General features: G+C 47.6%; 28 protein-coding genes and 2 pseudogenes. 16 read left to right on the top strand and 14 right to left on the bottom strand.

Going from position 1 to position 26,931, the window contains the following annotated elements:
* Nucleotides 1-200: 200 nt before the first annotated feature.
* From ectA to A3750_RS15910, 6 genes are all read left to right on the top strand, one after another.
* Entirely contained in the window at nucleotides 201-743 is a 543-nt protein-coding gene (gene ectA / locus A3750_RS15935) for a diaminobutyrate acetyltransferase (protein WP_068456673.1), read from the top strand.
* Nucleotides 744-807: 64 nt separating this feature from the next.
* Nucleotides 808-2,115: a diaminobutyrate--2-oxoglutarate transaminase gene (gene ectB, locus A3750_RS15930; RefSeq protein ID WP_068456676.1), complete on the top strand. Its 1,308-nt coding sequence runs from the start codon at nucleotides 808-810 to the stop codon at nucleotides 2,113-2,115.
* A gap of 105 nt (nucleotides 2,116-2,220) precedes the next feature.
* A complete protein-coding gene (locus A3750_RS15925) occupies nucleotides 2,221-2,640 on the top strand; it encodes an ectoine synthase (RefSeq protein WP_068456679.1) in 420 nt (139 codons plus the stop codon).
* A 144-nt stretch (nucleotides 2,641-2,784) separates the two neighbouring features.
* On the top strand, nucleotides 2,785-3,159 hold the full coding sequence (locus tag A3750_RS15920) for a hypothetical protein (protein WP_068490246.1): 375 nt from the start codon (nucleotides 2,785-2,787) through the stop codon (nucleotides 3,157-3,159).
* Nucleotides 3,160-4,629, top strand: a complete 1,470-nt coding sequence (locus tag A3750_RS15915; RefSeq protein ID WP_068456686.1) for an aspartate kinase — start codon at nucleotides 3,160-3,162, stop codon at nucleotides 4,627-4,629. It begins immediately after the preceding gene.
* On the top strand, nucleotides 4,614-5,558 hold the full coding sequence (locus A3750_RS15910; protein ID WP_197466329.1) for a hypothetical protein: 945 nt from the start codon (nucleotides 4,614-4,616) through the stop codon (nucleotides 5,556-5,558). The genes A3750_RS15915 and A3750_RS15910 overlap by 16 nt, the downstream gene beginning before the upstream one ends.
* A gap of 9 nt (nucleotides 5,559-5,567) precedes the next feature.
* On the opposite strand, the gene folM is transcribed toward A3750_RS15910, so the two are convergent.
* Genes folM through A3750_RS15890 form a run of 4 tightly spaced genes read right to left on the bottom strand, consistent with a single transcriptional unit; the run spans nucleotide 5,568 to nucleotide 7,973 of the window.
* Entirely contained in the window at nucleotides 5,568-6,284 is a 717-nt protein-coding gene (gene folM, locus A3750_RS15905; protein ID WP_068457704.1) for a dihydromonapterin reductase, read from the bottom strand.
* 14 nt (nucleotides 6,285-6,298) lie between these two features.
* A complete protein-coding gene (gene folE / locus A3750_RS15900; RefSeq protein WP_082873320.1) occupies nucleotides 6,299-6,976 on the bottom strand; it encodes a GTP cyclohydrolase I FolE in 678 nt (225 codons plus the stop codon).
* 21 nt (nucleotides 6,977-6,997) lie between these two features.
* Nucleotides 6,998-7,399 (bottom strand): dihydroneopterin triphosphate 2'-epimerase, encoded by a 402-nt coding sequence (gene folX / locus A3750_RS15895; RefSeq protein WP_068457705.1) that lies wholly within the window; start codon nucleotides 7,397-7,399, stop codon nucleotides 6,998-7,000.
* Between the two features lie 7 nt (nucleotides 7,400-7,406).
* The gene (locus tag A3750_RS15890) at nucleotides 7,407-7,973 is read right to left on the bottom strand and encodes a glutathione peroxidase (protein WP_068520580.1); all 567 of its coding nucleotides are present in this window, start codon (nucleotides 7,971-7,973) and stop codon (nucleotides 7,407-7,409) included.
* A gap of 141 nt (nucleotides 7,974-8,114) precedes the next feature.
* On the opposite strand from A3750_RS15890, the gene puuE reads away from it, so the two are divergent.
* The 3 genes from puuE (at nucleotide 8,115) to A3750_RS15875 (ending at nucleotide 13,473) form a co-directional block, all read left to right on the top strand.
* Nucleotides 8,115-9,023, top strand: coding sequence for an allantoinase PuuE (gene puuE, locus A3750_RS15885; RefSeq protein WP_068457735.1), 909 nt, complete (start codon nucleotides 8,115-8,117; stop codon nucleotides 9,021-9,023).
* 432 nt (nucleotides 9,024-9,455) lie between these two features.
* On the top strand, nucleotides 9,456-12,206 hold the full coding sequence (locus A3750_RS15880; protein ID WP_068457710.1) for an AAA domain-containing protein: 2,751 nt from the start codon (nucleotides 9,456-9,458) through the stop codon (nucleotides 12,204-12,206).
* A 490-nt stretch (nucleotides 12,207-12,696) separates the two neighbouring features.
* Nucleotides 12,697-13,473, top strand: a complete 777-nt coding sequence (locus tag A3750_RS15875; RefSeq protein WP_068457712.1) for a cyclopropane-fatty-acyl-phospholipid synthase family protein — start codon at nucleotides 12,697-12,699, stop codon at nucleotides 13,471-13,473.
* Nucleotides 13,474-13,501: 28 nt separating this feature from the next.
* On the opposite strand, the gene A3750_RS15870 is transcribed toward A3750_RS15875, so the two are convergent.
* Nucleotides 13,502-13,951 carry a DUF302 domain-containing protein gene (locus A3750_RS15870; RefSeq protein ID WP_068457714.1) on the bottom strand — a complete coding sequence of 150 codons (450 nt, stop codon included), beginning with the start codon at nucleotides 13,949-13,951 and terminating at the stop codon, nucleotides 13,502-13,504.
* Nucleotides 13,952-14,066: 115 nt separating this feature from the next.
* Here A3750_RS15870 and A3750_RS15865 point away from each other — a divergent pair, with 115 nt between their 5' ends.
* Nucleotides 14,067-14,594 carry a protein tyrosine phosphatase family protein gene (locus tag A3750_RS15865; RefSeq protein WP_156492512.1) on the top strand — a complete coding sequence of 176 codons (528 nt, stop codon included), beginning with the start codon at nucleotides 14,067-14,069 and terminating at the stop codon, nucleotides 14,592-14,594.
* A 51-nt stretch (nucleotides 14,595-14,645) separates the two neighbouring features.
* Here the strand turns inward: A3750_RS15865 and A3750_RS15860 are convergent, their stop codons facing one another.
* Entirely contained in the window at nucleotides 14,646-15,188 is a 543-nt protein-coding gene (locus A3750_RS15860) for a DUF4136 domain-containing protein (RefSeq protein WP_068457715.1), read from the bottom strand.
* A 167-nt stretch (nucleotides 15,189-15,355) separates the two neighbouring features.
* On the opposite strand from A3750_RS15860, the gene A3750_RS15855 reads away from it, so the two are divergent.
* Complete coding sequence (locus A3750_RS15855) at nucleotides 15,356-16,429, top strand: hypothetical protein (protein ID WP_068457717.1); 1,074 nt, start codon at nucleotides 15,356-15,358, stop codon at nucleotides 16,427-16,429.
* 127 nt (nucleotides 16,430-16,556) lie between these two features.
* Here A3750_RS15855 and A3750_RS15850 read toward each other — a convergent pair whose 3' ends face one another.
* From A3750_RS15850 to A3750_RS15840, 3 genes and pseudogenes are all read right to left on the bottom strand, one after another.
* Nucleotides 16,557-16,808: a YdcH family protein gene (locus A3750_RS15850; protein WP_068457718.1), complete on the bottom strand. Its 252-nt coding sequence runs from the start codon at nucleotides 16,806-16,808 to the stop codon at nucleotides 16,557-16,559.
* A 275-nt stretch (nucleotides 16,809-17,083) separates the two neighbouring features.
* Nucleotides 17,084-18,394 carry a GAF domain-containing sensor histidine kinase gene (locus A3750_RS15845; protein ID WP_068457720.1) on the bottom strand — a complete coding sequence of 437 codons (1,311 nt, stop codon included), beginning with the start codon at nucleotides 18,392-18,394 and terminating at the stop codon, nucleotides 17,084-17,086.
* A 9-nt stretch (nucleotides 18,395-18,403) separates the two neighbouring features.
* Nucleotides 18,404-18,628: pseudogene (locus A3750_RS15840) on the bottom strand (HD-GYP domain-containing protein); the annotation flags it as partial.
* Nucleotides 18,629-18,777: 149 nt separating this feature from the next.
* Between A3750_RS15840 and A3750_RS15835 the strand changes: the two are divergent.
* From A3750_RS15835 to A3750_RS15815, 5 genes are all read left to right on the top strand, one after another.
* A complete protein-coding gene (locus tag A3750_RS15835) occupies nucleotides 18,778-19,434 on the top strand; it encodes a methyltransferase (RefSeq protein ID WP_068457724.1) in 657 nt (218 codons plus the stop codon).
* Nucleotides 19,435-19,522: 88 nt separating this feature from the next.
* Nucleotides 19,523-19,705 carry a DUF6435 family protein gene (locus tag A3750_RS15830; protein WP_068457727.1) on the top strand — a complete coding sequence of 61 codons (183 nt, stop codon included), beginning with the start codon at nucleotides 19,523-19,525 and terminating at the stop codon, nucleotides 19,703-19,705.
* Between the two features lie 299 nt (nucleotides 19,706-20,004).
* On the top strand, nucleotides 20,005-20,631 hold the full coding sequence (locus A3750_RS15825) for a methylamine utilization protein (RefSeq protein WP_068457728.1): 627 nt from the start codon (nucleotides 20,005-20,007) through the stop codon (nucleotides 20,629-20,631).
* The gene (locus tag A3750_RS15820; protein ID WP_082873319.1) at nucleotides 20,621-22,978 is read left to right on the top strand and encodes an EAL domain-containing protein; all 2,358 of its coding nucleotides are present in this window, start codon (nucleotides 20,621-20,623) and stop codon (nucleotides 22,976-22,978) included. Before A3750_RS15825 ends, A3750_RS15820 begins: the two co-directional genes overlap by 11 nt.
* Nucleotides 22,979-22,993: 15 nt before the next feature.
* Nucleotides 22,994-24,292: a hypothetical protein gene (locus A3750_RS15815; protein WP_068454912.1), complete on the top strand. Its 1,299-nt coding sequence runs from the start codon at nucleotides 22,994-22,996 to the stop codon at nucleotides 24,290-24,292.
* 49 nt (nucleotides 24,293-24,341) lie between these two features.
* Here A3750_RS15815 and A3750_RS15810 read toward each other — a convergent pair whose 3' ends face one another.
* From A3750_RS15810 to A3750_RS15790, 5 genes and pseudogenes are all read right to left on the bottom strand, one after another.
* On the bottom strand, nucleotides 24,342-24,815 hold the full coding sequence (locus A3750_RS15810; RefSeq protein ID WP_068521039.1) for a hypothetical protein: 474 nt from the start codon (nucleotides 24,813-24,815) through the stop codon (nucleotides 24,342-24,344).
* A 120-nt stretch (nucleotides 24,816-24,935) separates the two neighbouring features.
* On the bottom strand, nucleotides 24,936-25,280 hold the full coding sequence (locus A3750_RS15805; RefSeq protein WP_068521037.1) for a zinc ribbon domain-containing protein YjdM: 345 nt from the start codon (nucleotides 25,278-25,280) through the stop codon (nucleotides 24,936-24,938).
* Nucleotides 25,281-25,360: 80 nt separating this feature from the next.
* Nucleotides 25,361-25,699 (bottom strand): cupin domain-containing protein, encoded by a 339-nt coding sequence (locus tag A3750_RS15800; RefSeq protein WP_068454920.1) that lies wholly within the window; start codon nucleotides 25,697-25,699, stop codon nucleotides 25,361-25,363.
* Between the two features lie 164 nt (nucleotides 25,700-25,863).
* On the bottom strand, nucleotides 25,864-26,478 hold the full coding sequence (locus tag A3750_RS15795) for a histidine phosphatase family protein (RefSeq protein ID WP_156498643.1): 615 nt from the start codon (nucleotides 26,476-26,478) through the stop codon (nucleotides 25,864-25,866).
* A pseudogene (locus tag A3750_RS15790) lies at nucleotides 26,444-26,931 on the bottom strand (MBL fold metallo-hydrolase); the annotation flags it as partial. The pseudogene A3750_RS15790 and the gene A3750_RS15795, both read right to left, overlap by 35 nt.

The raw sequence follows: 26,931 nt of genomic DNA, 5'->3' as shown, positions 1-26,931 counted from the left end.
GCGCTCTAAAGTATCGACATCTAAGTAAAATACAGAGTAATAAAATGATAAGTGCGCCCGACGAGCCTTTGATTTTCTGTTCTCTAAGTATATTTTTGGTGTTAACTTGCTGAATTGAGCACTTTTTTTGACGTTTTGGTTGAATTTTTGATCATTATTCTTTAGTGTTGTAAATAATTTAACTCAAAGCAAAAAGGTGTATGAATTTAACGTTACGTAAACCGACCGCAGAAGACGGTTCGGCGATCCATGAGCTAGTTCAACTATGCTCGCCTCTCGATGAAAACTCTGTTTATTGTAATCTGCTCCAGGCCTCCTACTTTGCCGAGACCGCTGTTGTTGCAGAGGGTGATGGAAAGCTGCTTGGCTTCATTACCGGATTTGTCTCCCCTAAAGATCCTGAAGTGCTCTTTGTCTGGCAGGTAGCCGTCTCACCGGCAGCACGCGGTTTGGGTCTGGCTCTGAATATGCTTGAGCATCTAACGGCGCGTGTTCAAACGCAGGGTGTTCGTTTTATCGAAACAACGATTACCGATGACAACGCCGCTTCCTGGGCGCTGTTTCGGCGCTTTGCCGAAAACCGCAGTGCTGAGCTCGAGCACGCTCCTCACTTTTTATCTGTCACCCATTTTGCCGGGCATCACGAGACAGAGAATCTTCTTCGAATTGGCCCTGTTGCTGGGACTGTTGGCGCTTCTTCATTGTCGTCCGTTGCGGATGCACAGGAACCAGCAAGCGTCTGAGTCTGTTCGGTCGATCTTTATACCTAAATCTTATTTCAACTTTTAAACGATAAAGGAAACTCACATGAATATTTTTCAAGAAATAGAATCAGAAGTCGCAAGTTATGCACGCTCATTCCCAAAGGTTTTTCATAAGGCGAAGCTTGAGCACTTGTACGACAAGGACGGTAATCAATACCTGGATTTTCTGGGTGGAGCTGGAACTCTGAATTACGGCCATAACAATCCTAAGTTCAAGCAGGCACTCGTTGAGTATTTGATGGACGATGGCATTACCCATGGTCTCGATATGCATACCAAGGCCAAGGGTGAGTTTCTTGAGGCGCTGGACCAATACATTCTTAAGCCGCGTGATCTTGAGTACGTTGTTCAGTTTACAGGTCCTACAGGCACCAATGCCGTAGAAGCCGCGATGAAGTTGGCGCGCAATGTAACCGGTCGAGAGAATATTATTTCCTTTACCAATGGCTTTCATGGCGTAAGCCTTGGTGCGCTTGCGGCGACGGGGAATCAACATCACCGCGGTGCGGCAGGTACGAGCCTTCCCGGTGTTACAAGAATGCCTTTTGATGGCTATCTAGGGGACGAGCTTGATACCACCTATTACCTCGACAAGGTGTTAAGTGATAGTTCCAGTGGTATCGACAAGCCTGCAGCCGTTTTGGTTGAAACTGTTCAAGGCGAGGGCGGCATTAATGCCGCCAGTGCAGAATGGTTGCGTAATCTTGAGAAGGTGTGCCGCGCGCATGATGTGTTGTTAATTGTGGACGACATTCAAGCGGGTTGTGGGCGTACTGGACGTTTCTTTAGTTTTGAAGAAGCTGGCATCAAGCCGGATATCGTTACCCTGTCGAAGTCTTTGAGTGGCTACGGCTTGCCGTTTGCCATTGTCTTACTTAAGCCGGAGTTAGACCAATGGAAGCCCGGTGAACATAACGGTACTTTCCGCGGCAACAATCTGGCATTCGTGACGGCAAAAGCTGCGCTCGAGCATTATTGGTCTGACCGCAAGTTTGAACTTGAGGTGCAAACCAAGGGTCAGATTATCTCTCAACGCCTGAATGCGATTGCTCGTCAATACGGAGAAGGAAATTTTTACGTGAGCGGTCGAGGCATGATGCAGGGTTTGAACTGTATTGATGGCGAGCTAGCGAACAAAATTACCCAAGAGTGCTTCAAGCAAGGCTTGATCATCGAAACCAGTGGTGCTGATGGGCAAGTGATCAAAACGCTCTGCCCGCTCGTGATTACAGAAGAAAATCTCATTAAAGGCTTGGACATTATCGAAGCCGCCGTGAAGCGCATTTGTGCTAGCCACGACGAAATGCCTGAGGAAAATTGCTACTTCGATGATATTCGTCACGCCAGCTAATTCCAACATAGGTAATTAAGCCCGTTAAGCGAGGCTTAGACAAAATACACACTGCCGTGGACCTTACGTATGAGAGTGCGCCATGGCAGTCGAAAGGAGCAGAAAATGATAGTTAGAGATTTAGTAAGTGCTGATCAGGAAGGGCGTCGAATTGTATCGCCAGATGGTAACTGGGAGAGCACGCGAATGTTGTTAGCAAGCGACAACATGGGGTTTTCGTTTCATGTTACCAAGATCAATAAAGGTGCTGATTTTTTCATGCATTACCAAAATCACCTTGAAAGCGTGTATTGCATGCTCGGAACGGGTGAGATTGAAGACATTGCCACCGGTGAGGTGCACCCTATCGCCCCTGGCACGCTGTATATCTTAAACAAGCACGATAAGCACTACCTTCGTGCCAATGAAGATATGTATATGGCTTGTGTGTTCAATCCGCCGTTAAAAGGCACCGAGGTGCACAACGCAGATGGCTCTTATGAGCTTGAGGCCGAAGCACTTGTAGAGCCTCAGCTTGTCACATAAAGAGCCTCAGCTTGTTACATAAAGAGCCTCAGCTTGTCACATGAAGAGCATCAGCTTGTTCATAGAGCGTCTCTGCGTGCTACGTGATCAGTGCCTAGAGGTTTCAGAGAAACAGAAAACTCAACCCGAAAAGGTGTGAAGCCCATGAGTGTTGAGAAAAAGACAAGAACTATTCTAAACAGGGCGATGAGTGAAACGCTGGATACCAGCCGTTTTGAGCTGTTAAAAAAACAGATCGTTCAGCGTGCCGTCTTGTTACTGGTTTTGATCAACGAGAATGCGCGCACGAGTGAGGCTGATGCTAAGACAAACATGTTTGTCGTAGACGAGTCTGAAGCAGAGGGCTTAGTGATTGCGAAAAGCGAGCGTGAGCTGACATCGCTAGTACGCGCTCTTGTTTGGCTTGAGTCAACAAGCGCCGGTATGTGTGCGAACTGTTCAGAACCCATCAAGAATTTAAGTTTAGAAAAAGCGATCGACGACCGCTTATGTGAGCGATGCGTCAAGCACGGAGGTTAAATGCTGAAGCAGCATACTGTAGAAAAAATCGGCGGCACGTCAATGAGTGCCTATGAAGCAGTAAGAGATAATATTGTGTTATACCCGCTCAAAGGGCGGCCACTAGACTCTGAAACTGCGAAGGAACTCTATAACCGGGTCTTCGTCGTCTCTGCATATGGTGGGATTACGGACTTGTTGTTAGAGCCGAAGAAGTCGGGACGCCCCGGTCTTTTTCAGTTGTATTCGAGTGACAGTAGCTCCGGACAATGGCGGGAGATGTTGGCCGTTGTGCGTGAGGCGATGTATGCCAAAAACAGCGAGCTGTTTACAAACGAAAGCCAGCTTGAAGAAGCTAACTCGTTTATCGGTGCGCGTTTGGATCAGGCTGAGTCGTGTATGGCAGACCTGAAGAGCCTTTGCAGACACGGCCATTTTTCAATGCCGGATATGCTCGACTCTTTGCGTGAGATGCTCGCCTGCATTGGTGAGGCGCACAGCGCATGGAATACCGCTAAGCTACTTGGTAATGAGGGTATTCATGCCACGTTCGTCGATCTAACCGGCTGGTATGGTGACGAGAACTACGATCTTGATGAACTGATTAACAAGGCTTTTGACGGAGTCGACTTCTCAACAACGATGCCGATTGTTACCGGGTATGCACGAAGCAAAACGGGTTTGATGCAAATCTATGATCGCGGTTACAGCGAGATGACATTTAGCCGGATTGCTGTATTAACCGGGGCGCGCGAGGCCATCATTCATAAAGAGTTTCATTTAAGCTCGGCTGATCCGCGTGTTGTTGGTGAGCAGAATGCTGTTCCAATCGGTCGCACAAATTATGAGGTTGCCGATTACCTTGCGCTACTAGGCATGGAAGCAATCCATCCGAAAGCGGCAAAAGGAATGCGTCAGGCAGACATACCGTTAAGGCTCCGAAATACCTTTGAGCCTGAACACTACGGTACTTTAATTGATGGCGAATATGTCAGCGAGCAACCTCAAGTGGAGATTATTGCGGGTCGAAGCGATGTTTATGCGTTGGAATTTTTTGATCAGGATATCGCAGGTGAGCTGGTGCAGGCGAGTGAAGACTTGGCCTTCATATTAAAAAAATACGAGATCGATCTGCTCACTAAAGACTACAGCGCAAACGCGGTCACCTTGTATCTGGATGGTGAAGAGCAGCAACTAAAACGCCTTGCCGCTGATATTGCGAATCGCTATCCTGAGGCTGAAGTGTCGACGCAACGTGTTTCGATCGTGTCCATTTTGGGAACAGATATGAAAGAGCCTGGTATGTTGAGCAAGGCGGTGAGTGTGCTGGCGAGCAATAAAATCTCAGTACTCGCTGTGCAGCAGTCGATGCGTCAGGTTGGTATTCAGCTTGTTGTGTCGCACGATAAGTACGCGCAAGCTGTGCGCGCCTTGCACTCAGAATTGGTTGAGATACACGACCATGGGAGAGCTATATGTCTAGCATGCTGAGCAGCAAGCTCATCCGCTGCTTTATCGCTGTGAGTGTGTTAATGCTCACGGTGATCGCCTATGCAGAGGAGGCCGCAAACGGCGATCATTCTGCAGCCGATTCGTTTCGTGGCAAAGCGGTACAGGCGCCGGAAGATACAAAGCAGTATGCGAAAACGCTGGATAAAGCGATCTACTCGCCATTTGTTGAGCTGTACGTTCTGGAAGAGTTGAAGCAGCAGCGCGCAGATATGGCAAATATCAAGCACGAGCTTATGCAGCAGATACTGGATCGGGAACACAACTCCGTGGACAGAGCCGTGGCGTATGCAACGGACACCGTGACGTATTTTTTCTACTTAATTGCAGGAGCCAGTACCATCTTGCTTATTGTTGGTTGGAACTCGTTACGTGAAGTGAAAGACCGTGTTCATAGCCTCGCGGACGAAGAAATCTCCAAGCTCATTAATGAATATGAATCGCGGCTTGATATGATCGAGAAGCAACTTCATCAGAAGTCTCAGGTGATCGAAGAAAACAGAGAAGAAATAGAACTAACACAAGGTGTTCAATCGCTTTGGTTGCGTGCAGGGCAAGACCCGAATATCTCGAACCAGATAGAGATTTACGATGAGATTTTGAAGCTCAAGCCCGACGATTGTGAGGCGCTTACGTACAAAGCAGACGCCGTACTTGAGTTAGGTGAGCCGCAGTGGGCCGCGAATCTGTGTCACCAAGCCTTAAAGCTAGACGCCGAGAATGGGCATGCTTTTTATCAACTTGGGTGTGCTTACGCTGCCATGGATCATAAAGAGGAAGCGGTTCGCTACCTACAAAGAGCCCTAACCAAGCAAGAAAGCTATCGCGAAGCGATGTCGGAAGACCCCGCTCTCGCGCTACTGAGCGATTTTCAGCCTTTCAAAGACTTGTTAGACCCCAGCTCGACCTAGTCGCTGCGGCTATTTGAGATGACGGCCGCCGTCCAAATGGATTGTGCGGCCAGTGATATATCGGCTGGCTAACAAATATTCTACGGCTTCGATCGCGGCTTCGAACGAGCCCTCCCATGGTAAAACCGCTTTCTGTACGGCTTTTTTCTTGTAGGCCTCGTCATCGTCTTCATTGAACTTGAGTAGGGCAGGTGCAACCGCATTCACCTTCACCTCTGGCGCGCAGGCGGCGGCAAACGAAAGCGTTAGGTTTTCGAGAGCGGCCTTGCTTGCGGCGTAGGCAAAGTGCTTTTTACTACCTCGTGCTGCGACATAATCTGTAATGTGGATGATGTCGGCTAGCTCGCCTTCGCTACCCACTAGCGTGTCTTTCAAGCCCATGTTCATCAAATAAGGGGCCTTGGCGTGCACATTCATCATTCGGTCAAACACTTCTGCGTTGGGGTAGCCCTTACCCTCGGCCATCCAATCGGAGGCATTGTGGACGAGGGCGCGCAGCTGCAGGTGCTTTGTTCTCACCGTTGAGATTAGATCCTGCACTTCATCCATGTCCTGAAAATCACACTGATAAAGCGTCGCGCCTTTGTCCCAAAGAGCATCAAGTTCCTTACGTTCTGAACGATAGGTACCGATAACTTCCCACCCCGTATCCAAGAAATGATGCGCGAGCGCAAGGCCGAGTCGACGGGAAATACCCGTGATAAAAATACTTTTATTGTTTGTCATTGTGCGTGTGTGCTCTATCCCTGATTCAGAAACTCATTGCGAGTTTGCGGATTTTCCTTGAACGAACCACCCAATGCCGTTGTTGAGGTCGCTGATCCTGAATCCATAATGCCACGCGACTTAACACAATAATGTGTCGCATTTATCGAGACCGCAACGTCTTGCGTTCCAAGCAAGGTTTGAAGGGCGAGCAGAACCTGCTGAGTCAATCGCTCTTGAACCTGTGGACGTTGTGCAAAGAAACGCACAATGCGGTTTATTTTTGATAAGCCAATCACTTTGCCTTTTGGAATATAAGCCACTTTCGCTGTGCCGTCGATCGTGACGAAATGGTGCTCGCATGTACTGGTAACCGAAATGCCAGCTACCGTGACCATTTCATCCACAGACATTTTGTTGTCGATCACGCTGATCTTGGGAAAGTTGCCATAGTCCAAGCCAGAGAAAATCTCACGAACATACATCTTGGCGATGCGGTGCGGTGTTTCGTTAAGGCTATCGTCACTGAGATCCAAGCCTAGAGTACTGACCACATCGGTAAACAAGGATTTGAGCCTCTCGTATTTTTGGTCTGTGGTTAGAGTACTTGGTAAAAGCGGCGTTTCTAGCCCCGCAGCAATTAAAGCATCACGAACCAGGTGGGCTTCTTTACTCATTTTTGGCGTGATGGTGGTGTTTGATAGTGCTTCCATGATGGGCTCCTTGCACGGCGGTTAGCCGCGGTACTCTAAACTAAGTGAAACAGAATCGGCAAAACGCAATGCGTGCGGCTTATCAATTTTGACCTTTGCGTAGCTAACCCATTCATGTTCATGGCATATTTCCAGTACATCGCTAACTAATTTTTCCAAGAGCAAGAACCGTCCTGATTCAACGTGCTTAATAATGCCCTTGGCAATGTTCTTATAGTTCAATGCATTCTCAACGTCATCATTTAAGCAAAGCTTATTGGCCGGATAATGGATCTCCGCATTAATGATAATGTCCTGCTGCTTTTCTTGTTCCTCGGGATTAAAGCCGATGAACGTTCTCAGCCGGAGGTTAGTAATATGAATGACGGCTTGGCTAGCTCGCGTTGCGGTCTGTAGATTGGCAATCTTATTTGCTTGGCTCATGGTTTCCTCACAGAGCGGATTCGATGGCTTGGGTTAGTTGGCGAGACGTTGGGGAGACAGAGCTTCCAAAATGTTCAATTACCTCACCAGAAGACGACACGAGGTATTTATTAAAGTTCCATTGTGGTGCTTCACTTTCTGCGGCCAGGTGTTGAAACACCGGATGCGCATTTGTACCGCGAACATTCGTGGTGCTCGTCATTGGAAACTTTACACCGAAATTGACGTAACAGACTTCTGCGGCCTCGCCTTCATCGCTTGCGGCTTGACGAAAGCTGTTAGAAGGAAAACCAATGATCGTAAAGTTCTGATCCTGATATCGCTCATAGAGTGCTTGCAGTTCTTTAAACTGCGGCGTGAAACCGCACTTGCTCGCCGTATTCACAAAAAGCACAGTCTTGTTCTCGGTTAACGCGCAGAGGTTCAACGTCTCTTGGCTATGCAGTTTTGCAACTTTATGATCGAGCCACTGAGCGCACTCAGCCAAAGCGTCAGTGCTGAACGACAGGCTCAAACACAGCGTTAAAGAAAGGGATCGAAGCGGATGTGCGAACAATGCGGCAGTTTTTTGCATTTGCGTCTATTCTCTTGGCGTTTTAGCTCTCTACGCGAGATCAACGCCCTTTGGTTTACATGCTAAGATAAATATTTAGTTGACCGCTTGGTCAGCTTACTATGGTTTTCTGATCGTTTTATTCTTTTCGTTGAGATTGACATGACATATCCCCGAGATCTAGTTGGCTATGGCCAACACACCCCGAAAGATGTTTGGCCAAACGGCGAACGGGTTGCTGTGCAGTTCGTTATCAATTATGAAGAGGGCGGCGAAAACTGCATTCTCCATGGCGACGCCGCATCCGAAGCCTTTTTGTCTGAGATGATCGGTGCGCCAGCGCTTGAAGGTGTCAGGCACATGAGTATGGAATCGATTTACGAGTACGGCAGTCGTGCGGGTTTTTGGCGATTACACAGGCTGTTTACAGAGCGCAATTTGCCGGTCACCGTTTACGGGGTAACGACCGCCCTAGAGAAGCACCCAGAAGCTGTTCAAGCAATGAAAGACGCAGATTGGGAAATTGCAGCACACGGCTATAAGTGGATCAACTATCAATTTATAGATAAAGACGAAGAGCGCCGTCAGGTCCGCGAAGCCATCAAGAAACATGAAGAAATTACAGGCGAGCGGCCTTTAGGCTGGTACACCGGACGAACAAGCCCAAATACACGTGATCTGGTTTACGAAGCAGGCGGTTTTTTGTATGACGCAGACTCCTACGCAGATGACTTGCCGTATTGGGTATATGACTACGAACAGCCGTATTTAATCGTGCCTTACACGCTTGATACAAATGATATGCGCTTTGCGACAAACCAAGGCTTTAACTCAGGCGATCAATTCTTTACCTATTTGAAAGATGCCTTCGATATGCTCTACGCAGAAGGAGCAAGCGCACCAAAAATGCTGAGCGTCGGCCTGCATTGCCGTTTAGTTGGACGCCCCGCGCGGGCAGCAGCATTGGCGCGTTTCTTGGACTACGTGCAGTCGCATAGCGATGTTTGGGTGGCGCGGCGGGTGGATATTGCCAGGCATTGGCATGAGCATCATCCACCCTCCCAAGCCTAAAAAGCTGCTGCAATTGCAAATTCATCGTTAAAAGCGGGCTCAAAATGCTCATTTACACTCAAGTAAATTGCGCGTTTTCGCCCGTTTTATGCCTCGACTTTACTGTTGGTGAACAATATTGTTGTTAACAAAGTCGATGCCGAATGGAGTCAGCTGCCACACCAAAGCAGACATTGCGTCAGCCGTAAACCTTCACCGGAAATGTGAGAGAAGCGGACCTAATCGGCACAATAAGTTTCGTTCGGTGCTAAGACAAATTACGGACATAACGTCGAGAGAAATCTTAGGCTTTATTTGGTCAGGTTGTCCGAGTTAAGTAGACATACCGCCCCCGGATCAGAGGCGCAGCTTTGATTCGGCCTGCTAGCTAGCTTTATCAGTCACGTATAGACTATAAAAAGCACTCCCTTTTACCTGGATTAAGACACGCATATGGACGAGAGCAAGCATCTAGTTATCAGACATGTCGATGGGTCTTACCAGGATATTACCAAAGATGTAGCAGATATTGTTGATAGAGATGGCCGGTTCTGGGTTCGTTACCAGTTAGGCGGTAAGGAATACGGTTTTCGCAAAGGAAATCTTGAACACGAGAATAGCCCTTCCGAAATAGATCTCAAGGGAGATCTGATAAGCATAAAAGGCGGTAATCCTCATGCTTACGCACAAGTGATTCAGTTCGGTAGTTGGATGAAGCTCTTCTCAGACAGCGGACGATGTTTACTTGCGCGCAAGAACGATTGCAGAAGAATAAAAAATTACGCAAAGGATAAAAGTTCAAATAATCCTTTCGCATATTTTTTTCATTTGTCTGATACCTTCAAGATTGAAAACGACTCTGGGGAGCCGAATGACTATCTCAAAAAGCAGTATGAGTATTGCAGGGTCATCAACCCAAAATCTGCCCTCTACTTCTATCTAGAGGGAGACCAAGAAGCGAGAAAGCAAATATCTGGAGAGGTGATTTTTCCTTTTGGAATTAATCCTTCCCAGAAAGTTGCCGTCGAAAATGCGCTGACGAACCAATTCAGTTTGATAGAGGGGCCTCCTGGTACAGGGAAGACTCAAACAATACTAAATATTATCGCGAACATTTTGAGCAGAGGTCAGACAGTTGGAGTGGTCGCTGGCAGTAACCCCGCAACAGACAATGTTTTTGAAAAACTCGATGCAAATGGCTTTGGTTTTCTGTCTGCCTCCCTCGGAAACAAAGCAAGAAAAGATGCTTTCTTCAACACAGCTCAGTCTGAACCGCAAATAGATTGCTGGGACTTAGGTGAACGCTACAGAGAGCTTTCAACTCGATATCAAGATGTTTACAACAATCTATCAGAAGTGCTTAGTAAGCAGGGTGAAAAAGCTCTTCTAAGACAAGAGCTCAATGAGCTTAGAATCCAGAGAAAGCACTTTGAAAAGAAGTACCCGAAAGCACAACCGGTTTTTCAGCGGTTAAGCTGCAGACGCAGAGCCAAGTCAACAATGGTTCTTCGCTTCAAGCTACTACTAACAAGCCTAAAACAACCAAGTAAGCTCGGTTTGGCACTAGCTTCTTTAAAAGCATTCATCTCGTTTGGTATTTATCGACCAGATCGAATCCTATCTTGTGATTCAGTTTTGATTACGAACTTGGAGAAGGACTACCTGTATCTTAAAGAGCGAGAGCTAGAGGAGCGGATATCAAAGCTCGAAGAAAGTTTGATTGGTTTAAGCAGCAGGGAACTAATGGCCTCTAGTAGAGAGCTCTCCTCAGCTTTGTTTCGTCACTATGTAGCCAGGAACCGGAAAGGTCAGAGAATAAGGTCTTTCACGTCAGATAATTACAAATCTGATTTCGACTCCTTTGTTCAACAATATCCGCTGATATTGAGCACGACCAACTCCTTAAGAAATTGTGTAGAGAGAAATTCGTTGCTGGATTATTTAATCATCGACGAATCTTCACAAGTAGATTTAGTTACCGCTGCAATGGCAATTTCGAGAGCTAAAAATGTTGTGATTGTCGGTGATTTGAAACAGATATCAAACTTCCCTTCAGAGTCTGCGTTACTTCAGAGGGGTGAAATTGAAGCGCGATTTCAAGTACCTCAAGCCTACAATTTCTATACGCAAAGTATTCTTTCCTCTATTTCTGATGTTTTTGGCAGTCGACTAGCTCGCGTCATGTTGCGTGAACATTATCGATGCCATCCCGCAATCATAGGCTTCTGTAACAAAAAGTTTTACAACAATGAACTTCTAGTTATGACGGAAGTAAAAGGTCGAGAGTACCCTTTTTTGGTTTACCGATTAAAAGAAGGAAATCATGCTCGAAAGCAAATAAACGAATCTGGGTTGTTCAGTCAACGTGAGATCTCCGTCATCAAAGATGAAGTATTGCGAGAAGCGCGGTTAGCGAGTGCTGACCCCGAAGAAATCGGCGTTATTGCCCCATACAGGGCGCATGTGAATAAGGCAGTAAAAAGTATGGGTACCAATCGTCTGGATGTAGACACTGTGTATAAGTTTCAAGGCAGAGAAAAGAAAGTAATTATTTTTTCGACTGTGGCCAATTCGATAAATGATTTTATAGACCGAGCCGATACCGTTAACGTTGCGGTGTCGAGAGCGGTAGACCAATTTGTGCTCGTTGCTGGAGATCGTATTTTTGCTGAGCAAGATTCTAATATTGGATCATTAATCCGTTACGTGGATTATCAAACCTTAGGACAGGGATTAGTTCAAAGTAAGAAGTCGTCAATATTTGATCTCCTATACAAGGAGCAAAGCCACCTTCTCCGAAAGGTATTCGAAGGCAGTAAAAAACGCTCTGCTTACGACTCGGAAAATCTTGTGGATGGCTTGCTATTCGATATTTTGGAAAGTGAAGAGTACAACCATTTAACATATGGGCTGCACATACAATTGAATGATATCGTCAAAGAGGCTAGCGACCTGAACCCCGAACAAGCTGCTTTCGTCACAAATCCTTGGTCCCATATTGATTTCTTAGTTTACTCCAAAATAGATTTGCAACCAGTTTTAGCAATCGAGGTAGATGGTTATCAGTTTCATGAGAACAACAAAGCTCAGCAAGAAAGGGACGAAATTAAAAACCAAGTTCTAGACAAAATAGGCTTGAAGCTTCTGAGACTTAAAACAAATGAAAGTGACGAACGGGGACAGATTATGGCGGCATTAAAATAGGCACTATTTTTCATGGTCCGTCTTACCAACACTAGGAATATGCTCTTAGCTCAACGGAGAAGGTCTCCTTTTAGCTCTGGATAGTAAATTACGCGAATGCGATCTCGATAGGTCTGTTACGTCCGCTCTTCATCCAAAACCGATGTACCTTTGCCTCGATCGGCATGTCCGCTATTTGGTGACAGCTGACCGGTTGGAAGCGGAGTTTTAGACTTCTCAGGATAAAGAAGGGAAAAATAGAAGACCTAGAACCTCAAAAGTTAACGACTTTATTGTTCCGCGACGCTTTTGACGAACTCTAAGATTGGCAAACTATTCTGCTCTTGCGTGCGTTTTCGCCTTGTTCAAACTGCTCTCATCACCTCTTTCGCTTAAGCGGATGATGTGTCCAAAATGCGTATTTAGGCGCAAGTAAACTGCGCTCGCCAATGCATGTTTGATCGTCTAGAGTTGTTTCATATTTTGTTGTCTGTTTGGAAATGACGAACGCATGGCCGAGAATACTCCAGAGAAACTTCCTGACGATCTTGAACTACTGATTGATCTTCACAAGAACAACGAGCGTCAAGGCCCTGGTGGCCGATCAGAAACAGAGCTAGCGCTCTATCTTACCGGGCTCGATCTGAATGCGCCTTACAGGATCGCGGATATCGGTTGTGGCACGGGCGCGTCCAGTCTGATTTTGGCAGAGATGCTCAACGCCAAAGTGACTTCGGTAGATTTCCTCCAAGAGTTTCTGAACGAACTGAACGGCATTGCTGAGGAAGTCGAACTCGACGATAAAATCACAAGCTGTTGCGCATCTATGGATGACTTGCCCTTTGAGTCAGAGCAGTTTGATGTCATCTGGTCAGAAGGCGCTATTTACAACATAGGGTTTGAGCAGGGCTTGAAGCAGTGGCGTCATTTTTTAAAACAAGATGGCGTTTTGGTGGCGTCTGAAATTACCTGGACGACCGCAGAGCGGCCAAAAGAACTCGAAGATTATTGGCATGCGGCTTACCCTGAGATCGACACAGCCTCTAACAAAATAAAGGTACTTGAAAGGGCAGGGTACCAGTTACTTGGTTATTTTATTTTGCCAGAGCATTGTTGGATTGATAATTATTACGGTCCACTTGAGCGAAGCTATGATGATTTTTTAGCGCGACACAACAACTCTGAAGTTGCGCAACAGCTCATAGCCGCTGAAAGAGAAGAGGTCGCGCTCTATCGAAAGTACAAAGACTACTACAGCTACGGCGTTTATGTAGCCCGTAAGCTGTAGAGTCGATCAAATGTGTTCACGTAAGGCGCTATTGCGTTGCGGCTTTAGCAAAATTTGCGAGAGCCTTACTCACTTTGTCTAAGACTTGATCACAGCCTTCAATCTCGTGCCGCTCTTTCAGGTAAGCGGGATCGTTATAGGTCAGCGAGACCTTGCCTTCGCTATCTTCCGTTATTAAGGCTTTCTGCGGTAAATCGATACCCACTATCTGTGTGCAGGCCATAAGCGGCGCACCGACCTTTGGATTACCAAAGATGACTAGGGTTGTTGGGTTTAGCCGAACATCAACACTCGCCGCGCCCTTTGAATGCGGGATGGTGGCGAAAATTTTCATGCCCTTTGCTTGGAGCGCTTGGGTAAGTTTGCTGATCGTGGTGTCGAAGTCGTTCGCGCTTGCGACATGTACCATGCCATTGTGCGCCCAAGCAGAACTCGCCATAAACAAAAGTGCTGCGCATAGTGAGCTGAGGCTTTTCATTGTTGTTCTCCTGAGTTTTTGTTTTTTAGTTTGAGCAAGCATAAGGGGGATGTATTGCCGATACAAATCGCGCAAGATGAAGATCCATTTAATGGTGTATCTTTTGAGGTGGTTTATGTCAGTGAATACTCTAAAAACGACATCGGGATACTTGCTGTCGCTCATCCGCAAATATTCGCCCTTGTCGGCTCAGGCTAAGTCTAAGTCGCTTGAGGATATCTATAACTACCTCCCTATTTCAGATCGACTAAGTACCTCCGGGCAGCCGAGTGAAGCACAATTCGCCTTGATCAAAGAGGCGGGTTTTGATTCTGTAATAAATCTCGCACCGCATGATGCCGAAAACTCCTTAGCGGATGAAGCAAACACGCTTAGCGAGCTCGGGCTGCGTTATACGCATATACCCGTTAACTTTGTGCGACCTTCAGAGAGAAAGTTCGAGGCGTTTGTAAAATGTATGTCAGAGTCTGAGGGAGAAAAGGTCTGGTTACATTGTGCTGCAAACATGCGCGCGTCGGCGTTTTTATTTCGTTATCGCACCCAAGTGCTAGGAGAGGATTTAGAGGGAGCAGGTGCGGACTTGCAAAAAATATGGACCCCGTTGGGCGTATGGAAAACGTTTATCAACACGCCCCGAGCTTGAACTCAAAGGACGCGTTGAATGCCGTAATGCTTTTGTCCAACCTTGTCCTTGCTACCACCAATAACGAGCAGGGAAGTTTTCAAACATCTCATGCATGCGATCATGTGCTTTGTTTGAATCGAACTTGGAAACGTCTACCTGAGTCAGGTCGCGATTAGAAGCCGCCTTCCAAATGACTTCACCGGTTTTTGTATCAATCACGTTCACCAACATGCGCGCTTCAAAAACGGCTTCCATTTGTGGTGGATGTCCTGCAGGTTGCGCACCGCCTTGCCAAGCCGGACCGGTCGGGGCCACGCTTTCTATTTCCAAGCGCTGTGATTGCATCGTTTTAAGCGAGTAGCGAATTTCAAAGTCTGCATTCGCGCCATCCACATAGCCTTTTTCTGTCATCACGTCCGCAATTGCCTTGTTGATGAGTTCTTCCGCTTTAGTTGCGATGTCTACATGGCTATGCGAAACCTTAAACGAAATATACTTACCTTCGTTAAAGCCTTCTTTTTGCACATGAACGACCTCAAGTGGCGCGGTTCCGCAGCCAGTGAGGAAAACGATAGTCGTGAATAATAAGCCGGAGGCTAGTCTTGAAAGCATCTTTGATTTCTCTTGTTGTTAGTGGTGAATCTAAAACTACGGTATCCAGAATACCACCTCCTCGGAGCAATTCCATAGCATCTGCTTTATTGCTCAGGTTTTATTTCACGAGACGCTTGGTTTGCGACTAAGCTTTTACAGAAGACCGTTTAACAGTGGATGTTTTTATGTACGTCATGTTTCTGATTTTGATTTGGCTCACTCCGGCGTTCATTGCGGGGGCGCTGGGTTGGTCCGGCATCTGGGGCTCAGGCAGCGCCTTCTTTGAGTATCTTATTCCTTTACCGGTTGCCGGTGGCGTCCTCCACGTGCCGGGATTGATTGTCAGCATGATCGTCATGAAGGTGCTCAATGGCGATGGCGAAGCGTTAACGCGCAAGACGCTATTTAGCTTTGGAGCTGTGGGTGTGTTCGCCTTTGCTCTTGCCTTACATATTGATTTTGATCGTCTGTACAGCGCCATGTTTACCGATTATTCGCCAAGCGGTTCGGCCGTCCGTTTTGATAGCAATGCCTTGTATCTTTTTATCTTAACCGACGCGTTCTGGGTTAGCGTTTATGCGTTTTGTCGAGGTGTTTCATTATCTCGCAAGCATGTGTTCATTTTCTGCGCGGTGCTTTTCGGAGCGCTGTTTGTGAAAGCCATCGGCAAGGGCTTTTCTGGCCCCAGTTTTGAAATTGGTGGCAGTACAAACGGACCGAATCGGGGACAAGAACTGCAAGTTGTGTTCACGAACGCTCAGTATGACGAAGCCGTCTTTAGAAACTGGTTGGCGGAGCGGCCTTATCTTATTCAACCGTGGACGAATCCGAATACTCAGCATGAGTCGCTTGTCTTCACAAATAGTATGCAGATTCTGAAGTGGGGAAAGTACGAAGATCTGAATGACAGTAATATCGTAGCGACCGTATGCGCCTACGAAGAAGACAAATCGCTCGCGTTTTATAAGGGGGCGTTTGATTGTTTTGAGGGTCGACAAACGGTATCTATGCGTATTCAGAAGATTGCTGAGCAAAATCCGACCGGGTTTGTCCCTTGGGTTGATCATTGGGTTGCGACGAGTATTTTATGCGAGAACACTGAGATCCCTGATGAGCGCTATGTACGCGATAGGGCCTTATATAACCTCTGTCTGAATCAGAAAGAAGACTTCAAGCGCGATTTAAAACGGTTTGTGGAATCCTTTGGTGAAGACTCAGACGAAGTAAAACTCATCCGAGAGCGGGCGGCGAGGTTTTAATCGTTAGGCGTAAAAAAGGGCAACCAAAGGTTGCCCGAACCGTTTTCCCTTCAACACAACAAAAGGAAAGTCACTGAGAGTCACTAAACGTCACTACCTAGGTGTAACGCACCAAAAAGGTTCTGCTTTACGCGGTCGCTTCGTGGGTTTTGAGCATTGCAAATAACTGGTCTTTCAATTTTAAACGCACTTTTTTGCGCTCTTCGACGTAATCGTCTGATGGTGTTTCTGCGCCAGTTTCGATCCGGTGCACTTCGTGATCTACATCGTGATATTGGTCGAACAACTTAGCGAAATGCGCATTGTTCATTTTGAGCTCATGGATCTGGTCGCGGTATTCTGGAAGTTCGTGAATTAGATCGTGCTTTTCAATGGTCATATTGTCTCCTCAATGAACCCTTATTTATAACGACTTATGAAACGGGGCGGTCACTGAATCAGATACGTCAGAGGTGACCGATGAATAACTCTGTATGGCTTCATGATGTACTGAAAAACAGCGCGAGGTATTGATTGAGGTCAAATGGATTACGGGTCGCTCTTGAGGAGGGTAGGTTTTCTCTTTAATCACCGACGAGAGGTGCTTAAGTCTTCACGCGAATCTTAACGCGTTAGTTGGTCTTTGGTCTTGGTGGTGCCAATAGAAAGCGAGGCCTATAGCTCAGGGCAATAATATTCCAGAACAAACCCTTGGTCATTATCACCAAGATGCACTCGGCCCCTGAGTTTTTGCGTAATCAGGTTGTATACGATGGACATCCCTAATCCCGTTCCGCCTTCCTTGCGAGCGGTCGTGAAGAAGGGAGTAAAGATATTCTTGGCTTGCTCCTCTGTTAAGCCTGTGCCGTTATCCTGATAAACGACTTTTAAGGCGCCATTCTCATTGAACAGCGCTATGTGAATCTGGTTACCCGGACGCGCTTTAAATCCATGTTTAACACTGTTGGAGATGAGATTCGTGAGAATCTGTGCGTGGACACCTGGGTATGTCGTAAAGCGCGTCATAGCATCTCCTGACACTGTTACCTCAGCGCTTTTTTCGTTCAGCAAGGGTTTTAATGTTGATAAAACTTGTTGGTAATACGCTTTCAGGTGAATGCTCTCTAACTCAGATTCATGCTGATCAGAGGCGGTTTTTTTGAAGTTTTCAATCAACCGCTTGGCGCGATCCAGATTGGTTTGCTGTAAAGCCAAAGATTCTCGCATGTCGTCTTGAAACTTCGACATATCCTGAATGCTGAGTTCGTCGCATTGTATTTTCTTGCTCAGCTCATTAAAGCGGTCAGCCATTACAGAATGGGCGGTAATCGCGATGCCCAAGGGTGTATTCACCTCATGCGCAACACCGGTTACTAAACCGCCCAATGCCGCATTTTTTTCTGACTCTATAAGCTGCTCTTGTGTGGATTTGAGTTGGTGCAGCGTCTCCGTTAGCTCGGTCGTTCGCTCGACGACCTTTTGTTCGAGGCTTTCATTCAACGCCAGTAGCTTATGCTCATAGTCTCTGCGTTCTAGTTCAGCAGAGATTCGTCCGGAGAAAATTTGAAACAGGGTAGAGGTCCGCTTTTCATCTTCGATTGGGGTCTCATACAACGCGACAATTAAGCCAAACACGTTTCCTTTAGAGTCGTGTAAAGGTGTTCCCAAATAGGCCTCTATCCCCATATCAATCAGCAGTTGGTCTTCAGGAAAATATTCGACCACTTTGTTGGGGTAGCAGCAAACAGAATCGTCAGCCACGTTGGCGCAGGGCGTACCTGCGAGGGAATATTCCATGTTATCGGCTTTGCTGCCTTTTACCACCATGGACAGTGTGCGAGAGAGATAGTTATCGATATCCAGTTTAGCGACAAAGGTGTAATCTGCTTTCACCACTTTTGCGAGCTGCTCCGTGATGCTTTGGATAAAGTCCGTGCCTTGCGTATTGGATACGCCCTCGATAATTTCGCGAATCTCGAGTTCCATAAACTCTCCCTAATCCGGATATTGTTTTCTAATATCCATGAGCGTCGTAAAGTTTGCTTCAACAAGTTCCACTAAGGCTGGGTCAAATTTTTTGCCTTTTTGTTCGAGCACGAAGGCAAGAATTTCTTGGTTAGACCAAGGTTCTTTATAGCTGCGTTTCGCGCCCAAAGCGTCAATCACATCAACAATGCCCATGATGCGTGCTTCGATAGGAATATGCTCGCCTTTGAGACCATCCGGATACCCGAAGGGCGCACATGCGCCGGATGTAGCGCTAAAACGCTTGCCTTATCAGCGCAACGCTATACTCTTAGCGAACATTCTCGTTTTGTCATTTATCTATCTTCGGTAGTTGGCTCAGCGCCCAACTATCAGGCTTTAAAATGACAGATCTCCGCTTGCGTTATCAAACTGTAGAGTTTGGTGAAATCGACGTACACCTTTGCACACTTAGGAATAATCAAGAGTTTCATGACCCGGACGGAGTTGCCGAGAAACTCGGTATCAGCTCTGCGACTTGGCCGTTGTTTGGTATCGTCTGGCCTTCGGGGCTCGTGCTTGCGCATCATGTTTTGGGCATGGAAACGGAGTCAAAACGGATTCTTGAGGTAGGTTGTGGAGTAGGGCTCTCCAGCTTGTTGTTAAACAAGCAAAGTGCCGACATTACGGCCACCGATTATCACCCTGAAGTAGATGCCTTCTTGCAGCGTAACGCCCTGTTGAACGGGGATAAGCCGATCGCATTTGAGCGCATTGATTGGGCCGAAAGCGAGAGCGACATGGGTAAGTTTGATTTGATCATTGGCAGTGATCTTTTGTACGAAGATGAGCATGCTCCGTTGCTTGCTGAGTTCATCGATGCGCATGCCAACCCAGACTGCGAAGTCGTGGTGGTCGATCCAGGTCGGGGACGAAAAAACAAACTGAGAGGCCAGCTTGAGCAGCGCGGTTTTAGTTTTTCAGAAGAAAAGCCAGTTGATACAACGTATCTCGATAAGGAATTTAAAGGCTACGTGCTCACATTTAAACGTGTCGTTTGAATGTGTTTGGGAATGAACCCGTTCTTGGCGCTAGAACGTAATGTCCTCTATAAACCGATTATTTTCGAGTAAAGGGAGTAGAGCACAGATGTTTTCACTTTTTAAATCAGACCCGCGAAAGAAGCTAAAGAAACAACATGCCGCCGTGTTGGAAAAAGCGATGCATGCACAACGCAACGGCGATATTAAAAGCTACTCTTTGCTGACCGTAGAGGCCGAAAACCTCTACAAACAGCTGCAAGACCTTGAGCCTGAGCGCGCTGGCCGCTAAGCGCGTTTAGCTAATGCTCGGGTAAGTCACGATCACTCTACGCTCAGGCTTGCCTCGCTAGCTTGGCCGTCAACATATTTCCTAAGCTCTTCGCTACATGGTGCGTTCGTTGATTAGCGAATAGAGACTCTACACGTTTTCGCAACAGCCAAAACCCATGCACATGCATCGTAAGCGACCATGAGGAATCCGCGGTCGTGAATAATGGCCCGAATTGATGATCGTCCCTTTCGAAATTTAAAATCGAACCTAAACTAAAAGCATGGTCTAAGTACTTTTTGGGAAGTTTGTAGGAAGATATGTTGAAAGCGTTTCAGCGTGCATGGCAGATCGTGCTCTTTGTATTGCTCAGCCCGACAGCATGGGCACTTGAGGTGGTGGTTACCGATCAGCATGGCAAAGCTGTCGCCAATGCCTATGTTGGCGTTCCCGAAGGAACCGCAAACCCTGCAGGCAAACCTCCTGCCGTGATGGATCAAGTGGACGTTCGCTTTGTCCCCCATGTGCTTGCGGTGGATCAAGGCCAATCGGTTATTTTTCCCAATAGCGATAATATTCGCCACCATGTTTACTCCTTCTCTGAGCCAAAGCGGTTCGAAATAAAGCTCTATGCAGGTGTGCCTGAAGAGCCGGTGGTGTTCGGCGAGGCAGGTGTTGTGGTGTTGGGATGCAACATTCACGACGCCATGCTGGGTTATATCTTTGTCTCACCTTGGCCAAGCTATGGTGTGACAGATGAGTCTGGAACACTCCGTTTTTCCGAAACACCTGAAAAAATTGCGGTTTGGCATCCATGGTTGGAAAACATCAATGCGCCAATCATGTTCGAGGTGGACGATAAAGAGACAATGACGGTAACTCTCGATCTTATTGCGCCGCAGCCGATTAAAAAGTTCTCGCGTTTTAGAAATCGATATGATGACTAATATTGGACTAAGATCAAAAATACTGCTGTCGTTCGTAGGGTTGATCTTTCTTTCCTCGTTAACGACGATTTTAGCGGTCATTCTCGCCACTAATTCTAGCGTTGAGGCGCAAGCAAAAGACAAACTGATTGTTGGTCAAAACGTATTTGAACAACTGCTGGATATTCGATCTGAGCAGTTGTTTGAGTCAGCTCAAGTGCTGACGGCTGATTTTGGTTTTAAGACCGCGGTGTTAACGGGTGATGAGTCTACCATTGTGTCTGTGCTGGCAAATCATGGTGCCCGTATTGGTGCGGATCTGATGATGCTGACCTCGCTCGATGGGCAGCTGATTGCAAGTACGGGCAGTATCGTAAAGCTGACACATTTTCCGTTTCAATCGTTGTTAAGTGCCGCGGCGGAGCAGGGCGGCCTGGCTAGTACGGTTGTGCTGCAAAACAAGCCCTATCAAATACTCATGTTGCCGGTTAACGCGCCGATCACGAAAGCTTGGGCCTTGGCAGGCTTCGAGATGGACCTATCACTTGCAAGCCAGCTTAAAGAGCTAACGAGTCTTGAGGTTGGATTTATTGGTTCTGGGGAAGACGGTTCGGGTTTTGAGTTAACCACACTCGCGCTAGAGGATCTTGGTCAGTATCCAAGCTCGGATTTAGCGAACGACTGGAAACTCTTCCAAAAAGACGACGAGCGCTTTTTGGCACTGGTTACAACTTTGGTGGATGAGAGCGAATATCGTGTGGTGGCTCAGCTGAGTACCTCTCTTGAGCAAGCGTTGGAGTCTTTTGAACCGCTCAAAATCCAAATTTTGTCCATCGCCATTCTCGCGCTAGTTATGTCTTCTATTGCGGGTTTTGTTATGTCGAAGAATATAACGCGCCCGGTCAATAACTTGGTAAAGGCCGCAGAGCGAATCGCCGATGGCGACTATCAAGTAGAGATTACTGATCAACGCTTTAAACAGAATGAGCTTGCGACATTGGCCAACAGTTTAGACAACATGCAGCGCGGTATCGCGACACGCGAGGCGCAAATTCTTTATCAAGCGCATAACGATCAACTCACCGGCTTGGAAAATCGCAGTGCCATCACAAAGCGAATGACGGCCTTGATTCAGGATTCACCTCGACGCTCCGGAAATATTGGTTTGATGCTGATAGACATCCGGCATTTTAAACAGATCAATGACACACTGGGTTATCAAGTGGGTGATGCGTTGCTGGTTGCGATTGCCCAGAGACTGAAGGCACACAAGACAGGCGATATTGTGCCTTCGCGTATTGCGGTTGATGAGTTTTTGGTTATCGTGCAGGGCGCATCCGGTAAAGAGGTGGAGCAACAGTGTCAGTCTTTGCTTGGTGAGCTCTCTGAGCTATTCCAGATTGATGAACTCACTATTAAAGCAGACTTTTACTATGGCTTGGCTATTTATCCCGAGCACGGTTCGGATACTGAGCAGTTGCTGCGTCGCGCCGATATCGCGCTCAACAAAGGGAAGGACTCGCGTTCTCGGTCCCAGGTGTATGAGGTCGGGCTGGACGAAAAGCATCTGAAGCATCTTCAGTTAATCAACAACCTGAAAGAAGCGATAACGAGTAACCAGCTTAGCGTGCACTACCAGCCAAAAGTTGACTTGAAACAAAGAAAGGTCACGCAGGTTGAGGCTCTGGTACGTTGGATTCACCCAGAGTTTGGGTTTATTTCTCCCGGTGAGTTCATTCCTCTCGCAGAGCAATCTGGATTGATGCCCTTGCTGACTCGATGGGTGATTCGAGAGACGGTCATGCAGGGCGCGCAATGGAAAGAGCAGGGTGTACACCTGCAAATTGCGGTAAACCTCTCCGCGCACGATTTATCCAATGACGACCTACCGGACTACATTGCAAGTATGCTCAAAAAGCAAAGTATGCCTGCAGATGCCTTTATTTTTGAGGTAACCGAAAGCGCAATGATGGAAGACCCTGAGCAAGCGCTCTCGGTGCTTAATCGACTCAAAGCACTCGGCTTTTTGTTGGCGGTTGACGATTATGGCACAGGTTACTCTTCGCTAAGTCAGTTAAAAGGGATGCCTGTCGACGAGTTAAAGATTGATATGTCTTTCGTTCTAAATCTAGATCAAAGTGCATTTGATCAGGCCGTCGTGCAATCGACGATTGAAATGGGGCATAAGCTGGGATTGACGATTGTGGCAGAAGGTGTTGAGACCGCGGAGGCTTGGCAGATTTTAGAAAAATGGCACTGTGACAAATTGCAGGGGTACTTTATCGCTAAACCTCAACCAGCTGCAGAGTTTATAGCTTGGTTGGATGCTTACAGCTTGCCTGATTGTCGTGCTGATGCTGAAACATAAGGAAGGGCGCTTAGTGTGCAACTACTCTTTTCTGACGCTTTAAGCTCTCGGATCAGACTAGCTTCTTTCTGCCCGTGCTGGCTGCAAGGCGCCGCATTGTGCATATGGCTAGCGAGTAGTGGGCTGGTTGCAGCAGAGCAAGCGCATCGGTTCGACACAAGTCTCACCTTGATTGGCAACTACAACGACAGTGATATGAGTTGGCTGAACTATGGCTTAGGTCGTTTTGCCTATGGCCAGTCTGGCCCAGACAACGCGGCGGCAGCGGAGGCAAACTTCGAGTATCGGTATCAATTTGATGCGCAGTGGCGTTTTCGTGCCTTTGTTCAAGCTCAAGCGTACTCAAACAATGCAACCGCGCGCGAGATTGGACTGGTAGAGGTCGAGTTGCGGTATCGCAATCAACTTGATTTTAATCAGCAAGTCTCCACTCGAATCGGCCAGTTTTTTTTACCGACATCACATGAAAACATCGAGCAGTTTTGGGATTCGCCATACACAATTACATACTCATCGCTCAACAGTTGGATTGGAGAAGAGTTTCGTCCCATTGGTTTGGATGCGCATTATCGTTACGACACCGATAGCGGGGAGCGATTTACGCTTGGCGCTACGACATTTGTTGGCAACGACAGTATGGGCGCCTTGCTTGCGTATCGAGGTTGGAGCTATGGCCGATTGCGCACCGCTTACGATGACGTATTGTCGTTGCCGCAAACGCAGGCGCTATCAGACTCCGGGATGTTTGGCGCGCAACGCGACGATGGCACTAAACCATTTGGTTCTGATCTAGATGGAAGACCAGGTTACGCCCTGCGTTTTAACTACGACAACGAGTGGCTTTCGTTGAGTGCCGCGTGGGTTGATAATCTAGGCGATACGGAGTTGCACCGGGGAGAATATGCGTGGCGAACTCGGTTTGCCTTGCTCGGCGCCTCGTGGTTTATCCATCCGAATCTGGAGCTTATATCTGAAGCATCAAAAGGCAGTACTTCGATGGGCAGCTTGCCTGCTGTTGATGTCGATTTTTACTCTGCGTATAGCATGCTGTCTTACTCCCTAAATGCATACCGTCTTACCTATCGGTACGATGTATTTGGTGCCAATGATGTGGATCGGGTAGACGATGACAACAATGATTTTGGGCGGAGTCACACGGTTGCATTGATGTGGTCTCCTGATGCGTCTGACTATCGCTTAGGTGTGGAGGCCCTTTATCTTCAAAGTGATAGACCGAGAACGCTTGACACGCTGGAGCTCGTGAATGAAAAGCATGCGGTCAGTGTGAGCCTTCTGGCGCAACTTCGCTGGTAGTTATTTGGCGTCGCTAGATGTTTGGTTAAGAAGCTTTTGGGATATTTCCTCAGCTAAAGGCCACGTAAGCGGTTAACGAGGCGAGATTTAAGGCAAAAATCGGGAATGCAAAATATCTGACGATGGTTCGTTTGATAAGCGATATCTTGGTCGGCGGCACAAATGGTGACGAAAACGCGGGGTCTCGGTGGGCATAGTAGAGCGGTATTTCAGTACCCATCGGATGCTTTTCAATGAATGCTTGCAGGTTTGTTTTTGGTTGTGCCAGATGCCCTTTGAAGTGTTTGCCGTTAACCGTGTAGGTATAAATCACAAGAGCCTGTTTGCGAGCATGCCCATCAATGCATACTTCTGAGAAAACCACCCTTGCATCGGTTTGATGCAAACCGGTAATAGCGCTCCAGCGTTTAGCGTATCGATCGTAGGTATACAGTAGTAAGCCAACTAGGATAAAGATACTGCTCCATAAAGCCCAGCCACTATGTGCGTATTGATCCAAGATATTTGGTTCGATTGGATACATGACTTCTTCCTCCGCCTATGGATGTACACGAACTCGTGGCGAAAAGATTAGTTCAAAATGAAACGCCGATTTAGAACGATTCAGAATGTTGAAATGACACTTATGCTGTTGCCTTTTAAGCTAGGCTTTTTTTACAAACTGAGCCGTTACGAGCATCTCGCCTGCGCCATTGACGCGACAGTCTAGCTGGTGGTCTTTGCCCTCTTTGATGTGGCGAATTATCGCTTTTGTGCCTACTTTTAAAACCTGTGAGCTGCCTTTTACCTTTAAATCCTTGGCCAATGTTACCTTGTCGCCCTCAGCGAGTAGCGTTCCGTTAGCATCTTTCACTTTTGGATTGTCATCATCTGCCGCTTCGACCGGATCCCATTCATAGCCGCACTCAGGGCAGATCAAAAAGCGTTGGTCTGCATAGACATAGTCAGATTTACAACTCGGGCAGGGGGGTAGTTCAGCTTCAGGCATGTTCGGTTTATTTCGCTTTGTATTAGGGTTGCTGTTAGGCGTAATGGCTTGGGCGAAGCATAGCCTAGTCGGCCAAGAGCTCATAGCTCTTGATAATTCTCGGGTAAAAAGCGCGGTGTGCAAATTGCCAAGAATATCAAATCGTCATTGCCGATATTGGTAATACGCTGGCGCTGCATGGCCGCGATATGCACTACATCACCGGCGTTCACTGTGCGAGGCGCTGCATCGCCAATTTCTGCGAGTCCGGTGCCGGAGAGAATCACATAACGCTCGATGGTGTTTTTTAGCTGGTGCCAGGAAGTCGTATTTCCCGGCTCGACGCGCGCTTGTGCAATGGAGACGGCAGGATCATCCGCCGAGTTTGATAGCTCGCGGATGTAGCAGCCCTCCGCTGCGAAGAAGTATTCAGTGCTCATGTGTGCAAGTGCGTTCAGTTAAGGTGTAGAAAAATCATAACAGAGGGCAATGTTAGCCACTAGCGAGCAGGTGGTCGTGCGACGGGTTTTGCGCCGCAAAGACCTTCCTATCACCATGACTGCGAGCGATGAAACTAGTGCGCCGGGAATGAACCGCGCTCTATTTAGCGCGGATCGATTGACGCAACGTGCCGAAGATCGCCGTTCGGTTTTTGCTGCGAGACAACCATCTCACCTGATCTCGGAAAGTGGCCTGTGAGTGCAGTAATGTTGACTTGGTGAGTCACTAGTAGGATCACCTCGCCATCGGCTTTTGTCTTCAGCTCTTTGGCGATCCAGGCTTTGGTCTTGTTCGTCGCTTCCTGCTTCATTTCCCAATTCTGAAAGAAGGAGTTTAGGGATGCGAGTTGTTCGGGTTCGCCTAGCGCTAATAACTGAGCTGTTTCCTTGCACCGACACCATTGGCTGGTGATAACGCGCGCGTCGCTATAGCCTTTTGCGCGCAGCTTTTCGCCCGTCTGTTGCGCTTGGTTTCGACCTGCCTGCGATAAGTTTCGTTGGCTGGCACAGTCTGAGAGGTCAAAATTCTCGGGATCGCCTGTGCCCGGCGCGAGCGTATGTCGCATTAGAACAACATGCCCGGGTTTCGCCATCATTACCCAAGGGTCGGAGACGTTGCCGTTGGCGTAGGTTTCGCTTCCCCAGCTCAATCCTAAAGATAAGTACAGGAGGTGCGTTAAGCCTCTAACACCCATTTTTGCACTGGCCGTCTGCGTCAAACTCCATGGTCTTGCCGCTCAGGGGTATGTGCACCGGAACATTGCTCGCATTTGTAAAGGCTGCTGTGCGGGTATTATCGAGCACCTTGCCATTTTTTGTCGCAGGCTCATTCGCATGTGAAGCGATCACCGAAATGGGCTTCACCATCTCGTTGATGACGTAGGCGGCTTCTGTAGGCCCCGTAGTAAAGGTACCGCCAATATTCATAACCGCCAGATCTGGCTGATAGTGGGCTCCCACTACTTCTTTCTGTTCGGCGGTCATGCCTGTGTCGCCAGAAAGGTAGACCACAAGCCCGTTGCTAAACTTCAAAATATAACCAGTGGGCGGCCCAACATAGGCTGTGACCCCTGCATCGGCAAGGTGCTCTGCAAAGTCACCTCGCAGAAACCCGGGAGCCAATCCATTACTATGTGCCGCCGGAACGGTTGTGATTTGAACGCCGCCTTTAC

The sequence above is a fragment of the Oleiphilus sp. HI0079 genome (genome assembly GCF_001635105.1).
This window is presented reverse-complemented; position numbering and strand designations above follow the sequence as displayed.

Coding starts and splice junctions, on each gene's coding strand:
- ectA (WP_068456673.1), top strand. CDS start 201: ATGAATTTAACGTTACGTAAACCGACCGCAGAAGACGGTTCGGCGATC.
- ectB (WP_068456676.1), top strand. CDS start 808: ATGAATATTTTTCAAGAAATAGAATCAGAAGTCGCAAGTTATGCACGC.
- A3750_RS15925 (WP_068456679.1), top strand. CDS start 2,221: ATGATAGTTAGAGATTTAGTAAGTGCTGATCAGGAAGGGCGTCGAATT.
- A3750_RS15920 (WP_068490246.1), top strand. CDS start 2,785: ATGAGTGTTGAGAAAAAGACAAGAACTATTCTAAACAGGGCGATGAGT.
- A3750_RS15915 (WP_068456686.1), top strand. CDS start 3,160: ATGCTGAAGCAGCATACTGTAGAAAAAATCGGCGGCACGTCAATGAGT.
- A3750_RS15910 (WP_197466329.1), top strand. CDS start 4,614: ATGTCTAGCATGCTGAGCAGCAAGCTCATCCGCTGCTTTATCGCTGTG.
- folM (WP_068457704.1), bottom strand. CDS start 6,284: ATGACAAACAATAAAAGTATTTTTATCACGGGTATTTCCCGTCGACTC.
- folE (WP_082873320.1), bottom strand. CDS start 6,976: ATGGAAGCACTATCAAACACCACCATCACGCCAAAAATGAGTAAAGAA.
- folX (WP_068457705.1), bottom strand. CDS start 7,399: ATGAGCCAAGCAAATAAGATTGCCAATCTACAGACCGCAACGCGAGCT.
- A3750_RS15890 (WP_068520580.1), bottom strand. CDS start 7,973: ATGCAAAAAACTGCCGCATTGTTCGCACATCCGCTTCGATCCCTTTCT.
- puuE (WP_068457735.1), top strand. CDS start 8,115: ATGACATATCCCCGAGATCTAGTTGGCTATGGCCAACACACCCCGAAA.
- A3750_RS15880 (WP_068457710.1), top strand. CDS start 9,456: ATGGACGAGAGCAAGCATCTAGTTATCAGACATGTCGATGGGTCTTAC.
- A3750_RS15875 (WP_068457712.1), top strand. CDS start 12,697: ATGGCCGAGAATACTCCAGAGAAACTTCCTGACGATCTTGAACTACTG.
- A3750_RS15870 (WP_068457714.1), bottom strand. CDS start 13,951: ATGAAAAGCCTCAGCTCACTATGCGCAGCACTTTTGTTTATGGCGAGT.
- A3750_RS15865 (WP_156492512.1), top strand. CDS start 14,067: ATGTCAGTGAATACTCTAAAAACGACATCGGGATACTTGCTGTCGCTC.
- A3750_RS15860 (WP_068457715.1), bottom strand. CDS start 15,188: ATGCTTTCAAGACTAGCCTCCGGCTTATTATTCACGACTATCGTTTTC.
- A3750_RS15855 (WP_068457717.1), top strand. CDS start 15,356: ATGTACGTCATGTTTCTGATTTTGATTTGGCTCACTCCGGCGTTCATT.
- A3750_RS15850 (WP_068457718.1), bottom strand. CDS start 16,808: ATGACCATTGAAAAGCACGATCTAATTCACGAACTTCCAGAATACCGC.
- A3750_RS15845 (WP_068457720.1), bottom strand. CDS start 18,394: ATGGAACTCGAGATTCGCGAAATTATCGAGGGCGTATCCAATACGCAA.
- A3750_RS15835 (WP_068457724.1), top strand. CDS start 18,778: ATGACAGATCTCCGCTTGCGTTATCAAACTGTAGAGTTTGGTGAAATC.
- A3750_RS15830 (WP_068457727.1), top strand. CDS start 19,523: ATGTTTTCACTTTTTAAATCAGACCCGCGAAAGAAGCTAAAGAAACAA.
- A3750_RS15825 (WP_068457728.1), top strand. CDS start 20,005: ATGTTGAAAGCGTTTCAGCGTGCATGGCAGATCGTGCTCTTTGTATTG.
- A3750_RS15820 (WP_082873319.1), top strand. CDS start 20,621: ATGATGACTAATATTGGACTAAGATCAAAAATACTGCTGTCGTTCGTA.
- A3750_RS15810 (WP_068521039.1), bottom strand. CDS start 24,815: ATGTATCCAATCGAACCAAATATCTTGGATCAATACGCACATAGTGGC.
- A3750_RS15805 (WP_068521037.1), bottom strand. CDS start 25,280: ATGCCTGAAGCTGAACTACCCCCCTGCCCGAGTTGTAAATCTGACTAT.
- A3750_RS15800 (WP_068454920.1), bottom strand. CDS start 25,699: ATGAGCACTGAATACTTCTTCGCAGCGGAGGGCTGCTACATCCGCGAG.